This window comes from Acinetobacter sp., from assembly GCF_041911495.1.
Taxonomy (GTDB): domain Bacteria; phylum Pseudomonadota; class Gammaproteobacteria; order Pseudomonadales; family Moraxellaceae; genus Acinetobacter.
This window is the reverse complement of the sequence record NZ_JAYROT010000065.1, coordinates 21,013-35,266: the sequence shown is the minus strand read 5'-3', so window position 1 is coordinate 35,266 and position 14,254 is coordinate 21,013. Positions and strand designations below refer to the sequence as shown.

The 14,254-nt window shown below is 41.7% G+C and carries 11 protein-coding genes and 4 tRNA genes; 7 read left to right on the top strand and 8 right to left on the bottom strand.

Annotation, left to right across the window (positions count from 1 at the left end; all coding sequences use genetic code 11):
• Nucleotides 1–38: 38 nt before the first annotated feature.
• From argJ to ACE3PQ_RS08800, 6 genes are all read left to right on the top strand, one after another.
• On the top strand, nt 39–1,259 hold the full coding sequence (gene argJ / locus ACE3PQ_RS08825; RefSeq protein WP_374297008.1) for a bifunctional glutamate N-acetyltransferase/amino-acid acetyltransferase ArgJ: 1,221 nt from the start codon (nt 39–41) through the stop codon (nt 1,257–1,259).
• A 294-nt stretch (nt 1,260–1,553) separates the two neighbouring features.
• A complete protein-coding gene (gene nadA / locus ACE3PQ_RS08820) occupies nt 1,554–2,615 on the top strand; it encodes a quinolinate synthase NadA (RefSeq protein ID WP_374297006.1) in 1,062 nt (353 codons plus the stop codon).
• A gap of 128 nt (nt 2,616–2,743) precedes the next feature.
• Nucleotides 2,744–2,820: transfer RNA gene (locus ACE3PQ_RS08815), tRNA-Pro, on the top strand.
• 56 nt (nt 2,821–2,876) lie between these two features.
• A tRNA-Arg gene (locus tag ACE3PQ_RS08810) sits at nt 2,877–2,953 on the top strand.
• A 48-nt stretch (nt 2,954–3,001) separates the two neighbouring features.
• A tRNA-His gene (locus ACE3PQ_RS08805) sits at nt 3,002–3,077 on the top strand.
• Between the two features lie 71 nt (nt 3,078–3,148).
• Nucleotides 3,149–3,225: transfer RNA gene (locus ACE3PQ_RS08800), tRNA-Pro, on the top strand.
• Nucleotides 3,226–3,356: 131 nt separating this feature from the next.
• On the opposite strand, the gene ACE3PQ_RS08795 is transcribed toward ACE3PQ_RS08800, so the two are convergent.
• From ACE3PQ_RS08795 to ompR, 5 genes are all read right to left on the bottom strand, one after another.
• A complete protein-coding gene (locus ACE3PQ_RS08795) occupies nt 3,357–3,740 on the bottom strand; it encodes an OmpA family protein (RefSeq protein ID WP_374297004.1) in 384 nt (127 codons plus the stop codon).
• Between the two features lie 90 nt (nt 3,741–3,830).
• Complete coding sequence (locus ACE3PQ_RS08790; protein ID WP_374297002.1) at nt 3,831–5,087, bottom strand: diguanylate cyclase domain-containing protein; 1,257 nt, start codon at nt 5,085–5,087, stop codon at nt 3,831–3,833.
• Entirely contained in the window at nt 5,084–5,584 is a 501-nt protein-coding gene (locus tag ACE3PQ_RS08785; protein WP_374297001.1) for a YfiR family protein, read from the bottom strand. The genes ACE3PQ_RS08790 and ACE3PQ_RS08785 overlap by 4 nt, the downstream gene beginning before the upstream one ends.
• Before the next feature lie 234 nt (nt 5,585–5,818).
• Nucleotides 5,819–7,225, bottom strand: a complete 1,407-nt coding sequence (locus ACE3PQ_RS08780) for an ATP-binding protein (protein ID WP_374296999.1) — start codon at nt 7,223–7,225, stop codon at nt 5,819–5,821.
• A 37-nt stretch (nt 7,226–7,262) separates the two neighbouring features.
• Complete coding sequence (gene ompR, locus ACE3PQ_RS08775; RefSeq protein WP_241572066.1) at nt 7,263–8,024, bottom strand: two-component system response regulator OmpR; 762 nt, start codon at nt 8,022–8,024, stop codon at nt 7,263–7,265.
• 537 nt (nt 8,025–8,561) lie between these two features.
• Here ompR and ACE3PQ_RS08770 point away from each other — a divergent pair.
• Nucleotides 8,562–10,901 carry a Tex family protein gene (locus ACE3PQ_RS08770; RefSeq protein ID WP_374296996.1) on the top strand — a complete coding sequence of 780 codons (2,340 nt, stop codon included), beginning with the start codon at nt 8,562–8,564 and terminating at the stop codon, nt 10,899–10,901.
• Nucleotides 10,902–10,979: 78 nt separating this feature from the next.
• Here ACE3PQ_RS08770 and ybeY read toward each other — a convergent pair whose 3' ends face one another.
• From ybeY to miaB, 3 genes are read right to left on the bottom strand one after another with little or no spacing between them, the layout of a single operon-like run.
• A complete protein-coding gene (gene ybeY, locus ACE3PQ_RS08765) occupies nt 10,980–11,456 on the bottom strand; it encodes an rRNA maturation RNase YbeY (RefSeq protein ID WP_374296995.1) in 477 nt (158 codons plus the stop codon).
• Nucleotides 11,446–12,579: a PhoH family protein gene (locus tag ACE3PQ_RS08760; protein ID WP_374296993.1), complete on the bottom strand. Its 1,134-nt coding sequence runs from the start codon at nt 12,577–12,579 to the stop codon at nt 11,446–11,448. Before ACE3PQ_RS08760 ends, ybeY begins: the two co-directional genes overlap by 11 nt.
• Before the next feature lie 40 nt (nt 12,580–12,619).
• Complete coding sequence (gene miaB, locus ACE3PQ_RS08755) at nt 12,620–14,107, bottom strand: tRNA (N6-isopentenyl adenosine(37)-C2)-methylthiotransferase MiaB (RefSeq protein ID WP_374296991.1); 1,488 nt, start codon at nt 14,105–14,107, stop codon at nt 12,620–12,622.
• Nucleotides 14,108–14,254 lie beyond the last annotated feature (147 nt).

Here is a 14,254-nt window from a genome sequence, read left to right as displayed (position 1 = left end):
TCCAATTTCTCAAATATCATATTTTTAAGGTCAATCTCATGGCAGTTGGTGACGTGTCTTTTACAAAAATGCATTCTATTGCAGGTTTAACGATCGGAAGTAGTGAGGCTTATGTACGCTATGCCAATCGTCGAGATATGGTTGTCTTTGAGATTGTGGAAGGCTCAAGCGTAGCAGGTGTATTTACCCAAAGTGCTTTTGCTGCTGCGCCTGTGATTTTATGTAAAAAGCATTTGTTGGAAAATTCCATCCGTTACCTTATTATTAATACAGGCAATGCCAATGCTGCAACGGGGCAGGTTGGTTTAGAAAATGCGCAAAAAACTTGTGAAAAACTTGCGGAATTATCAGGTGTTCAGCCAAATCAGATTTTGCCTTTCTCTACAGGTGTGATCGGTGAACAGTTGCCGATTGAGCGCATGCTCCAAGGGGTACAGCCTGCATTAAATAGTTTGAATGCGGACAGTTGGGAAGATGCAGCCTATGGCATCATGACCACAGATACGACACCAAAAGGCGCATCTGAGCAGTTTGAGTTGGATGGTGTGACTTATTTCATGACAGGTATCAGCAAGGGTGCAGGGATGATTCGTCCGAATATGGCGACCATGCTGAGCTTTGTAGCAACCGATGCACCGATTAGCCAAGTGCTTGTGCAGAAGCTTTTATCCACGACAGTCGAGCAGTCGTTTAACCGTATCACTGTAGACGGTGATACCTCGACCAATGACTCGTGTATTTTCATTGCGACAGGTCAAGCGGGTGGTGCACAGATTCAATCTGAAACTGACCCACGTTATCAAGTCGTTCTCGATGTGCTTTCACGGATTATGCTTCGTTTGGCGCAGTTGATCATTCGTGATGGTGAAGGTGCGACCAAATTTATCACTGTCAAAGTTGAGGGTGGGGCAGAAACTCAAGAATGCTGTGATGTTGCGTATAGTATTGCAGAGTCGCCACTGATTAAAACAGCACTATTCGCTGCCGATCCAAACTGGGGGCGTATCGTGATGGCAATTGGTAAAGCTGGCGTGCCAAATCTGGATAGTTCAAAAGTTCAAGTGTGGCTTGATGAGGTACAAATCTGCTTAGATGGCGGTGCAAATCCTGACTATCGAGAAGAAATGGGTGCGGCGGTGATGCAACAACAAGAGATTACCATACGTGTTGATTTGGGTCGTGGTACAGCACAAGATACGGTGTATACCTGTGACTTCTCCTACGACTATGTCAAGATCAATGCGGATTACCGTTCTTAATCAACATTATCGTTGCATATCATTTAAGTTGTAGTTCAGCGGTTTAACTTGAAATTGCGTAAATACACATCATATCTTGAGAAGTGGGTGTGAAGCATTGCTATAAGTCAGCCCTGTTTTACTGATTTATGCTATGCTTCATTTTCATTTTGTCGTGGTTTAATTTTGACTGCTTCATATGATTTTGTTTGGAATAACCCTGAAAAGCCTAAGCCAAGTGCGCATTGATATTCACGCATATTGTATGAGTATCAGTTTAGTGATCACTCGCCATTTTATAGGATTGATACCTCGATGACCGAAAGTCTGATTGCCAATGATGCGAAAAAAATCGTAGAGCAACATTTGGATCAACTGGGACAACCCAAAGAACATATTCTCTCGTCAGAAGAAAAACAGCATAAATTTGCCTTGATCGCAGAAGAGCTCAAACAGCAAGATGCTGTGCTTGTAGCGCATTATTATTGTGACCCTGAGATTCAAGAGCTAGCAGAGCTGACAGGCGGTTGTGTTTCTGATTCATTAGAAATGGCACGTTTTGGACGGGATCATCCTGCAACGACCTTGGTGGTCGCAGGCGTAAAATTTATGGGGGAAACCTCAAAAATTCTTTCACCGAATAAAACAGTGTTAATGCCAACATTAGAGGCAACGTGCTCTTTGGATCTTGGTTGTCCGATTGATGAGTTCTCCAGGTTTTGCGATGCGCATCCTGATCATACGGTCGTGGTCTATGCCAATACTTCTGCAGCGGTAAAAGCCCGAGCAGATTGGGTGGTGACTTCAAGCTGTGCAGTAGAGATTATTGAGCATTTAGATAGTCAGGGTGAGAAAATAATTTGGGCACCTGATCAACATCTTGGGCGTTATATACAAAAGAAAACAGGTGCAGAGATGCTACTTTGGGACGGTTCATGTATTGTTCATGAAGAGTTCCGAGCACGTGGTATTGCGCAAATGAAAGCACTGTACCCTGATGCGGCGGTTTTAGTGCATCCTGAGTCGCCTGAATCGGTGATTGATATCGCAGATGCGGTTGGTAGTACCAGTCAGTTGATCAAAGCTGCACAAACGCTTCCACATAAGCAGATGATCGTTGCGACAGATCGGGGCATTTTCTATAAGATGCAACAAGCTGCACCTGATAAAGAGTTAATCGAAGCACCAACAGCAGGAGAGGGTGCAACGTGTCGTTCTTGTGCGCATTGTCCATGGATGGCGATGAACGAGCTCGATGCGATTTTGCATGTCTTGAAGCATAAAGATCAACAGATTTTTGTTGATGAGGCATTGCGTGTTCGCGCAAAATTACCACTCGATCGAATGCTTGATTTTACAGCGAATATGAAGCGATAGTTTTGTATTTTTAATAAACATTCGATTGTAAATACAATGCTTTTTTGAACTTTGCTATTGACGAGATGCGGTACGAAGCCTAGAATGCACACCGTACCGCACATCGTGCGATATAGAAAAGCTGAGATCGGAGCATAGCACAGCCTGGTAGTGCACCTGGTTTGGGACCAGGGGGTCGTAGGTTCGAATCCTACTGCTCCGACCATTTATTATGGAATAAAGTCGGCGAACTTATCGCATGATCTAAGTGTCATCGGTGTTGCGCCTGTAGCTCAGTTGGATAGAGCATCCGCCTTCTAAGCGGATGGTCACAGGTTCGAATCCTGTCAGGCGCGCCATTTTTTTGGTGGCTTGTACATTTAAGGCTTGTAGATTTAAGTGTGATGGTGGATGTAGCTCAGTTGGTAGAGCCCCGGATTGTGATTCCGGTTGTCGCGGGTTCGAATCCCGTCATTCACCCCAAGTTTTTAAGACTACGTTTTAAGATTAAGTTTTTTAAATTTGAAAAATGCTTTTTAAAAGCGTACCAGTTTCGGAGCATAGCACAGCCTGGTAGTGCACCTGGTTTGGGACCAGGGGGTCGTAGGTTCGAATCCTACTGCTCCGACCATTTAAATATAGTAATTCAAAATAACATGATCCGCTTAAATGCGGTTTTTTGTGCTTAAATTTTATGGACATAAAAAAGCGAAACACTAGGTTTCGCTTCTTTTTGAATGATTTGAAGTGAATAATACTAAATCATGGCACGATGATAATAGAAACACGACGGTTTTCACTGCGTCCTTCTTCAGTGTCGTTAGACTTAATTGGTTTGCTTGAACCATAACCTATAGCTTGTATGTTATCTTTTGAAAAGCCATGCTTTAATGCGATGTTGGCTACACTCTGAGCTCGTTGTTCAGAGAGTTGGTGGTTAAATTCTTCTGAACCCATGTTATCGCTATGTCCCTGAACTGAGAGCTTTTCTATTTTTATATTTTTTAGTTTATTGCTCAACTCGGCGACTGATTGTTTTTGTTCTGGAAGAAGTTCGTGTTCTGATGTTTCGAAAAGTAAACGTGATGGTAGGTCAAGTATCCAACCTTCATCATTGGTATAAATAAATCCTTCTGTTTTTAACACTTTTATTTGAGATTTTTTAACCCTTCAAGCCCAGTACATGCACTTAGTATGGTGCTAGCTAAGAATAGAATACTTAAAAATTTTAAACGCTTATTCATTATGGGCTTCCATGGCTTCAGGTTTGTGCTCGATAATTGCCCAATGTGTTAGGCTATCTTTGGCTCGATACATGGCTTGGTCAGCGAGATGAACTAACTCGCTTGGTGTGTCGATATCTTTGCTTAAAGCAATGCCAATGCTAAAGCTATAGCGAATAGCATCGTTTGAAAATTTGATGACATGGTCAGAAGTTTGGATTAAATTTTGTGCGACAACGATGGCTTGAGATGAGTGTTCAATATTTTTTAAGATGACAGCAAACTCATCGCCACCAATACGTGCGATAAAATCTTCTTCTCGTAAACTGTATTTCAAACGGCGAGCCATTTCTTGAAGAACGTGGTCGCCAGCTTGATGACCGTATTGGTCGTTAATTTGTTTAAATTCATTATTATCAATAAATAATAATGCAGATTTCTTCCGTATATCTTCTTGTTGGTAAAGCTGATCTAGTTTTTGATAGAAGAATGCTCGATTTGGTAAATGGGTTAAAGAGTCATGAAATGCTTGATGTTCAAGGGTTGTATTCTCAACTTGCAGTTGATGATCCCATTTTTGTATTTCATCTAGTAATTCGTTGAAGCGTTGAGAAACCTTGTTAAACTCAGAAACTTTGCCTTTTGGCACTCGCAGATGGAAAGCGCGTTGATCAGAAATTAAGTCAGTCGTTTCAGCAAGAAGCTTTAGTGCATGATTAATTCGTAGATAGTTTATTCGGCTACTGATAAGAATAATGACAAATGCAATGAGAATACATGCCATGAAAACCATAAGTAGTAAATTAATGAAGTTTGTTAATGGACGTAGGCTGATCGTGACTTTAACATAGGCAATGACTTGAGCATTGTGTTTAATTTCAACTAAACCTAAATTTTCAGAAATTAAAAAGTCATGTATATGGTCAAGTAGTTTGGAGTCATTAATTTCACTTGGTTTGGTGATTTCATAAATCATGTCTTTGTTTGGTGAAATGACTTCAATTCTTTGAATTGGATATTGATTAATATATTCGTCAATAATTTGCGCAGTGCTGACTTTGTCATCAAATACAACTGGAGCTTGCAATTGCTCTGCTAAAGACGCAGAAATGATGCTGACGTTGGATTCTGAGTAGCGTTTGAATGTATAGCTTGCGACAGCGGTAAAACTAATAATGCAGGTAAATAAAATAATAAAAGAGAGAATGAGTTGTGATCGGATGAAATATGTTTTCAGGGATGAAGAAGATGATTTGAACCATGTCATCATTCTGCTCCTTGATATTTTTTCGACAATAATAAAACTTTTGAATCCATGTGGACTTCAGATTGTTTTAAACTATCCATGTTGATTTTAAAACGATATTGTTGATTTGAACGATAAAGACACACTGCGCTTCCAATTGCACATTGTTCATTTTTTTCAGAAATGGTCAAGATGTGATGCATCGCTAAATTGATTAGACGCTGTTGTGTTTCATCTGTGGTATTTACAAAATAGAGTATCTGACAACGATTGGCAATTGTTTCATTGCTCAGAAGTTCGCTACTTTGATAATGTTTGATATTGATGCTTGCAGGGTGGATTAAATTTGATGGTGGATTAAAAATATTTTCACTGATAAATTTTGCCTGACCATCAATCAAGCAAAAATTAAGCTGTGTATAATTTCGGTTCCAACGAACGTAGCTGAGAATACCGTTAACAAGCGAGTCTGCATTATCTTCGGCATGTGAAAATATGGGAAGACAAAATAAAAATAGCATAAACGTGAAAGCGTAAAAACACTTTCTCATCGTATAGAACATTATGCTACCCATCACAAAAACATAGAAAAGAGATAAATCTTACCAAAAATATGCTTGAGCGTATAGATCGCATATTTGTTCCCAGCTAGGAAATTGTAAATCATGCTAAAGTTTTGAGAGCTTCGATATTCAAAGTTTAGTAAATAATAGTAAGCATATTCAGCCGAGCGTTCTGTTCAATTAGGTGGTGCGTTATTGAATGGGTAGATAAATTTTAACTTCTAACCCGCCATCTTGATGGTTGCTGATATCTATATGACCTTCATGAATATCTACAATACGCTTGACGATAGCAAGTCCTAGTCCGCTACCTTGAATAGTACGTGCTGCTTCACCTCGGACAAAAGGTTGCATGAGCGCTTGTACCTGAGATTCTGGGATCCCTTCGCCGTGATCCGCTACTCGAATGACAAGATGTTGTTCCTCGATATGTGCAGAAAGATCAATTGGCTCTGCACCGTAACGTTTGGCATTATTGACCAAGTTGCCAATCACTCTTTTTAAAGACATGGTGCGTGCTTGAATGATAGGTAGGGCTTGTGCTTCAAAACGAACATCAAGCGGTTTAAATTGCACAACAACTTCTTGCAAAATGGCATTAATATCAGTTTCGTGTAGCGGCTCATCTGAACCATCACGCATATAAGAGATGAACTGGTCTAAAATTGCGTCCATATCATCGACATCGTAGATTAGACCTTCCTTGAGGAACTCATCATCAGACATCATCTCTGCGCTCAAACGAATGCGAGTTAACGGTGTACGAAGATCATGAGAAATCCCTGCCATCATGATTTTTCGATCTTGCTCAATCTGTTGTAAAGTACTAATCATATGGTTGAATGACTGATTCACTTGACGGATTTCTAAAGGACCATGATTAATTTCGAGATAAGGTGCTTTGCCATATTTGCTATAGCTATTGGCAGCAAGTTGTAGGCGTTTTAATGGTCTATTCAGCTGACGGACTAGGGTTAAAACGATCACTATCGTGAATAATGGGATACCAAAGAACCAACCGATTAATAGCTCAGGACTATAATTGGCATAAGTCGGTAGGGGCTCTTTTAACCATCGATCGCCGAGCTGTGGGGTTTGTACCCATAGGCTTGGCGTGGGCTTAAATTGGAAATAGACGGTCACAGCATCGCTTGGTAGATTTAACTCATCGGCGAGTGCTTTTTCAATACGATCGGTGAATAGTTCGGCGACAAATTTTTCGCGTACATTCGGGAATTGTTTGGGATTGCTGATGATTTCGATGCCTAGACGTTCATTAAGCCAATTGTTAAGCTGAACAGAATTTTCACGGTAGCTGATTTTGACATCTTGATAGCTGAGCAGTTCGATCTCTACGCCAAGATAGCGAGCATGTTGTTTGATTTCAGGATAATACAGCGTGCGCCAAAAAAACCAAAGCGACATCCAAAGACTAAAAAACACCACAATAGATACTAGTACTGTGGTGCGCATCGCTGCTGAACGTGGTTTAAAGCGATCTAAAAAGCGTTCCCAATTCGTCCGTTTGCGATCCCTATATGGTTGCTCTTGATCAAGCACAGATTCGGGCGAGATGGGATTTAAATCTTCAGATCGCATAGCTGTCAGTCAATCAGTCCGTGAAAAATTGAAGTGGTTATTCTGCACCATCTGGTACAAAGACATAACCCACGCCCCAAACCGTTTGAATATATCGAGCACGTGCAGGATTTTCTTCGATCAAACGACGTAGACGTGATACTTGTACATCAATCGAACGCTCCATTGCACCCCATTCACGACCACGTGCAAGGTTCATGAGCTTATCACGAGTGAGTGGTTCACGAGGGTGTTGTACTAATGCTTTTAATACGGCAAATTCACCTGTAGTCAGAGTGACGACTTGTCCTTCACGTGTCAAAGTACGTGTTGATAAGTCTAGCGCCCACGGTCCAAAACTAACTACTTCTAGATTTTGACTTGGTGCACCCGGAACTTCACGGACTTGGCGACGAAGCACTGCGCGAATACGAGCAAGTAATTCATTTGGATTAAATGGTTTTGGTAAATAATCGTCCGCACCTGCTTCTAATCCTGCGATACGATCTGAGTCGCTACCACGAGCAGTCAACATAATGATCGGGATATCTATATTAGATGTACGTAGACGACGGCAAATACTTAAACCATCTTCTACAGGCAACATAAAATCCAAAACGATCAATGAAAATAATTCACGTTGTAAAAGACGATCCATCTGCGTGGCATCGTGTGCGGTCTTAACGACAAAACCTTTATCTTCTAAAAATCGTTGTAATAGCGTTCGTAAACGGACGTCATCATCAACCACCAAAATCCGATCCACTCGATCTGAGTCTGGGCGAGGCACTTCGGTTTCGGCTGGTACAACTAAGCTCATGATGTACTCCTTTTGTTATTGCTTATCATTTCAGTCTTTAAGCACTAATTATCCACCAGTCTACTAAAAATAAAAAACTGAGTAGACTGAATGCGTTGAGTATATGGCGAAACTCATTTTCTACACTATGCTCGAATCTTCCAAAAATTACAAATAAAAGTCGAGCTCAGATACCAAAAATAAACAACGCAAATTCAAAACCCTAACGCAATTGTTTCAAAAAAATCAGGCTAAATTCGAGGGATCTTGCGCAAGATTACTATTTTTGGATTCAAAATCTTGAAATGGATGCTCGGAAAATAGATTGCTAATCATTTCATTTATTTAAGTCAAGAAGATGACAGTTGTCACAAAAGCTTAAATTTCTCAATACTTCCATGAGTAGCTTGTAGAGTTATTCAATCCGATCGCAAAACTGTGAAGTTGTTTGCGTAGAATGTTGCAACTATGTGGAAAAAGCATCAGGAAAGGCTTTATTTTCATCTTGGGCTACGTATAATCGTGGACTGATTAAATTAAATGTTGGAATTTCGCTGAATGACTGAAATAGTGCAGCAAATCGCTAAGGAATTAACTGTTCGTCCAGAACAAGTAGAAGCAACTATTCGCTTGCTTGATGAGGGACTTACTGTTCCTTTCGTAGCACGTTATCGTAAGGAAGCAACGCAAGGCTTAAACGATACACAGCTACGTCAGTTGGATACTCGATTGCACTATTTGCGTGATCTATATGAGCGCCGTAACAAAGTCATTGAATCGCTTAAGGAGCAAGAGAAGCTGACCGATGATTTGTTGGCGCGAGTCAATGGCGCAGAAACTAAAAACGCATTAGAAGAAATCTACGCACCCTATCGTCCAAAACGTACCAGTAAATCTTTTAAAGCAAAAGAAGCAGGTTTGGGCGAGTTTGCAGAGAAAATCTTAAATACAGAAGTTGAGCCTAAAGATGCACTGGCTGGCTTTAGCCATGAAGACTATGCTGATATTGATAGTCAACTCGATGCAGTGCAACACATTATCATTGATGAATGGGCACAAAATATTGCACTGACCGCAGAGCTCAAACAACTTTTTGCTAAAACTGCAGTTCTAAAAAGCGCAGTCGCTTCTGATGAGAAAAAAGAAGTCGGCAAAAAATTCCGTGATTATTTTGAATTTTCAGAAAATTTCAACAAAGTGCCATCACATCGTTTGCTTGCCATGCTTCGTGGTCGCCAAGAAAATGTATTGAGCTTAAAAGTAGATGGTGAAGATGAGCCTGCGTTGGCACGTATCGAAGCAGAATATGATTTAGCAACTGTTGCACCATCTGCACGTCAAGACTTTTTGAAACAAACGGCAAAACTCTTTTGGCTTGCCAAAGTCCGTCCGAGTATTGAACATTCATTACTGACAGAAAAGCGTCTAGCTGCCGAAGCGGAAGCGATGGAGGTCTTTGCAGAAAATTTACGCCATTTATTATTGTCAGCACCTGCGGGCTCACGTACGACTTTGGGTGTCGATCCAGGCATTCGTACAGGGGTGAAATTAGCGGTGGTCAATGCGTCCGGTGATGTGTTGGCGCATAGCACAATTTATCCTTTTGCGCCAAAAGAAGATAAAGCAGGTTCAATTGCAGAACTGGCTCGTCTTTGTCGTGAGTTCGAAGTGGATTTGGTCGCAGTCGGGAATGGCACAGCAAGCCGTGAAACCGAAGCAGTCATTGCGGAAATGATGGCGCAAAATGAAGATTTAAAACTGACCCGTGTCAGTGTGAGTGAAGCAGGGGCGTCGGTCTATTCTGCAAGTGAATTGGCTGCGCAGGAACTACCTGAATTGGATGTGTCGATTCGTGGTGCAGTGTCGATTGCGCGCCGTTTGCAAGATCCACTCGCAGAATTAGTCAAAATTGATCCAAAATCCATTGGTGTAGGTCAGTATCAACATGATGTCAATCAAACTGGTTTGGCGAAAACGCTTGATGCTGTAGTTGAAGACTGTGTGAATGCGGTCGGCGTGGATGTGAATACCGCTTCGCCTGCAATTTTGGGTTATATCGCTGGCTTGAACAAATCGATCGCACAGCAAATCGTCGAATATCGTAAAGCTAATGGTCGTTTTGAAAACCGTGAATGGTTGAAAAAAGTACCACGTCTTGGCGAGCGTACTTTTGAACAGGCCGCAGGTTTCTTGCGTATTCTCGATGGCGATCAACCGCTTGATGCGTCTGCAGTTCATCCTGAAAGCTATGCTTTGGTTGCCAATATTGCAGAAAGTAAAAGCACCACGGTAAAAGATATTATCGCCAATAGCGAAATTATCAGTACCATTGATGCATCGAATTTCGTGAATGATCAATATGGTTTGCCAACGGTGCAAGACGTACTTTCTGAGCTTGAAAAACCAGGTCGTGATCCACGTCCAGAATTCCGCACTGCGAAGTTTCGTGAAGACATTACCGAAGTGGCGCAACTCGCTGAAGGCATGAAACTCGAAGGTGTAGTCACCAATGTCACCAACTTCGGTGCATTCGTTGATGTCGGTGTGCATCAAGATGGTTTGGTGCATATTTCAGAGCTTTCAAATAGCTTTGTCAGTGATCCACACAAAGTGGTGAAACCAGGTCAAATTGTACAAGTGCGTGTTTTACAGGTCGATGTTGAACGTAATCGTGTCAACTTGAGTATGAAAGCAGAAGGGGCGAGTAGCAATCCGAAAGCTGCACGTACCAATCAGGAGTATAGAGGTGAGCAAAAGCGTTCACCACGCAATGATCGTCCTGAGCAAAAAGCACGTCCACAAAACAAGCAGGCAAAACCGCAGAATAAACCACAAGGCCCAAAAATTGGTGGTTTAGGTGAACTCTTGCTACAAGCGGGTGTAAAAAAATCTAAATAAATGGGAATGCGTTTTCACGTATAAAAAAATCCCCAATCAAGTGTTGGGGATTTTTTTATGCTCATGTTTAATGGTGGGTTAAGCGATATAGGGATTGGTAATACCGAGTTTGGCTAAAATTTCAATTTCCAAACTTTCCATTTCTTCTGCTTCAACCTCGCCAAGCTCATGATCATATCCAAGCAAGTGCAGTACACCATGTATTAAGAGATGGGTAAAATGATTGATCGGTGACTTCTGTTGTTCCTGTGCTTCCTGTAACACCACAGGAATACAAATCACCAAATCACCCAGTGGTCGAGCGTCTAACATTTCCAAAATCTCTTCAGGAATATCGCTTGGAAAAGACAGCACATTGGTGGGTTTGTCTTTGCCTCGATATTGCATATTCAGCTCGTGACTTTCTGCAAGATCAACGCAAGCAATGCCGATTTCCGTCAGCTCATCCATATCTAAATGTGCAAGTGCAGTATCAATGATCTGTGCAAGTGCATCTTCATTTAAAATAAGCTCAGGGCTTTGAAAATCCTGTTGTAGTGCGAGATTAACTGTCACGGGGTTCTCGTTCGGGTAGTTCGGCTTCTTCTGCACTTTCGCTTTTTAATCGATGCTGTGCATCGGCAGCAGAGTCGTTGGCTTCAATCAATGCCATTTGCAAGGCTTTGCGTTCGGCACGTTTTTCTGCACTAATGCGCTGTTGCTGATCATCGAAAACATCGTAGGCTTCGACGATTTTTTGGACTAACTGATGGCGTACCACATCCCGAGAATGGAAATGTGTAATATGAATTTCTTCAATTTTTTCCAAAATTCGCAGTGCTTGTGCCAAACCAGACTGTTGTCCACGTGGCAAATCGACTTGGGTAATGTCACCTGTAATCACGGCACGTGAGCCAAAACCAAGACGGGTCAGGAACATTTTCATCTGTTCAGGTGTGGTATTTTGCGCTTCGTCTAAAATCACGAAGGAATGATTCAGCGTGCGACCACGCATGTAGGCAAGTGGTGCAACTTCAATGACTTGTTTTTCAATTAGTTTGGCGACTTTTTCAAAACCAAGCATTTCATACAAGGCATCGTAGAGTGGGCGTAAATATGGGTCAATTTTTTGGGTAAGATCACCTGGTAGGAAACCGAGCTTTTCGCCTGCTTCTACCGCAGGGCGTACTAGTAAGATTCGTTGAATTTCATTGCGTTCAAGCATGTCGACAGCAGCAGCGACGGCAAGATAGGTTTTCCCTGTACCTGCAGGGCCTACACCGAAAGAAATATCACTTTGCAAAATGCGTTGTACATAGCGACTTTGATTAGCGCCACGTGGATTGATGCGACCTTTGCGGGTTTGCAGATATACATCCATCGGTGCTTCTTCTAATTCTTCACCGACCAATTCAAAGTCACGTTCGGTTTGACTGCCTTGAATGATCAGGTGAAGCTGATCTGCGCTGATGTTTTGTGTACTTTCAGATTCTTCAAAAAGGCGTTGCAAAATGGCTTCAGCACGTTCTACCTGAGGCAATTCACCTTCGATGAAAAAACTGTCGCCACGATGCGAGATATTGGTTTGGAGTCTTTGTTCGATCTGTCGCAAGTGGGCGTTATATGCGCCCAACATGCTTTTTAATTGTTCTAATGGAATGCCTGCGAATTGTACTGTACGACGAATGGTGGCAGTCAAATGAGAATCCTTTTTGAGGTGGATGGCGTATGCCTATACATTACGCCACGACCGACTCAAGATTCAAGAGTTTTCCATAAACAAAATTTAAAGTTTTGATTTCAGTGATTTCCACTTCGGCAAATTGACCAATCCAATCCGCTGAACCTTCAAAACTGACCAAACGTGTGTTGTCCGCAGTGCCAACCAGCATGTGTGGGTGATTATCAGAAACTTTTTCGATCAAAACACGTTCGGTACGACCCAGCATGGCATCGGTTTTATCAATACTGGATTGCTTAATCACTTTTTGGATTTCAGCAAGACGGGCTTTCTTCACCAATTCAGGCGTGCTATCAGGCAATTCAGACGCAGGTGTACCTGGGCGTTTTGAATAGATAAAACTATAAGAATGATCAAAATCTAAATCTTTGATGAATTGCAAAGTTTCTTGATAATTTTGATCGGTTTCACCAGGGAAGCCAATGATAAAGTCACTGGAGAGATGCATATCAGGACGAATAGCACGTAGTTTAGAAATTTTATCAATATAGACATCAATGCTGTGATTGCGCTTCATGGCTTTGAGCACATCATTCGAACCACTTTGTACTGGTAAGTGCAAATGCGACACCATCTGTGGTAGATCACGATAGCATTCAATGAGTTCTTCTGAAAATTCAAGTGGATGCGAGGTAGTATAGCGAATGCGCCCGATCCCTGGAATGGCTGCGACTAAGCGAATTAACTCCGCAAAAGTGCAAATCTCACCTTCAAAAGTTTCACCACGATATCCATTGACATTTTGACCAAGCAGATTGACTTCACGCACACCTTTTTCAGCGAGAGTGGCAATCTCTGCCAAAACATCATCTAGTGGACGAGAAACTTCTTCACCGCGTGTATAAGGGACGACGCAGAATGAACAATATTTTGAACAGCCTTCCATGATTGACACAAAGGCTTTAAAGCCCTCGACACGAGGCTCAGGTAAAAAGTCAAACTTTTCAATATCTGGAAATGAAATATCGACCAGTTTAATCTTTTCAGATTTTGGTTTTTCGATCTGTTCATGATGTTGATCAAGCATTTGCGGTAGACGATGTAAGGTCTGCGGTCCAAATACCATATCGACATACGGCGCACGTTTCTGAATGGTGTCGCCTTCTTGCGAAGCCACACAACCACCGACACCAATGATCAAGTCAGGATTTTTTTCTTTGAGTTTGCGCCAACGTCCAAGTTCGCTAAAGACTTTCTCTTGCGCTTTTTCACGGATTGAGCAGGTATTCATCAGTAGAATATCTGCTTCGTTTGGATTGGTGGTGAGCACATAACCGTGCGAATCACCAAGAAGATCTGCCATACGATGACTGTCATACTCATTCATCTGACACCCTTGTGTTTCGATATAGAGCTTTTTCACTAATGTATCTTGGAAATCAGCTTGATCAAAACTAGCTTGAACGAGATCAGCAGGATGCGATGGCTGGGATACAGTTTTTTCTGCGGCAGCACGTGCAGTAGGAATGAAGGTTTGAACCGTCATGAAGGTTTGAATCCTCTATCAAATATGAAAACATCTCAACAAAATGTTAAGTAACTTCCACATTAAAAAATGAAAGGCGCATATTCTATCAGTTTATTCGGATTTCGGCTGTGCGGGATTAAATTTTTTGTAATAAACGGCGCATTT

Coding starts and splice junctions, on each gene's coding strand:
- argJ (WP_374297008.1), top strand. CDS start 39: ATGGCAGTTGGTGACGTGTCTTTTACAAAAATGCATTCTATTGCAGGT.
- nadA (WP_374297006.1), top strand. CDS start 1,554: ATGACCGAAAGTCTGATTGCCAATGATGCGAAAAAAATCGTAGAGCAA.
- ACE3PQ_RS08790 (WP_374297002.1), bottom strand. CDS start 5,087: ATGATGACATGGTTCAAATCATCTTCTTCATCCCTGAAAACATATTTC.
- ACE3PQ_RS08785 (WP_374297001.1), bottom strand. CDS start 5,584: ATGCTATTTTTATTTTGTCTTCCCATATTTTCACATGCCGAAGATAAT.
- ACE3PQ_RS08780 (WP_374296999.1), bottom strand. CDS start 7,225: ATGCGATCTGAAGATTTAAATCCCATCTCGCCCGAATCTGTGCTTGAT.
- ompR (WP_241572066.1), bottom strand. CDS start 8,024: ATGAGCTTAGTTGTACCAGCCGAAACCGAAGTGCCTCGCCCAGACTCA.
- ACE3PQ_RS08770 (WP_374296996.1), top strand. CDS start 8,562: ATGACTGAAATAGTGCAGCAAATCGCTAAGGAATTAACTGTTCGTCCA.
- miaB (WP_374296991.1), bottom strand. CDS start 14,107: ATGACGGTTCAAACCTTCATTCCTACTGCACGTGCTGCCGCAGAAAAA.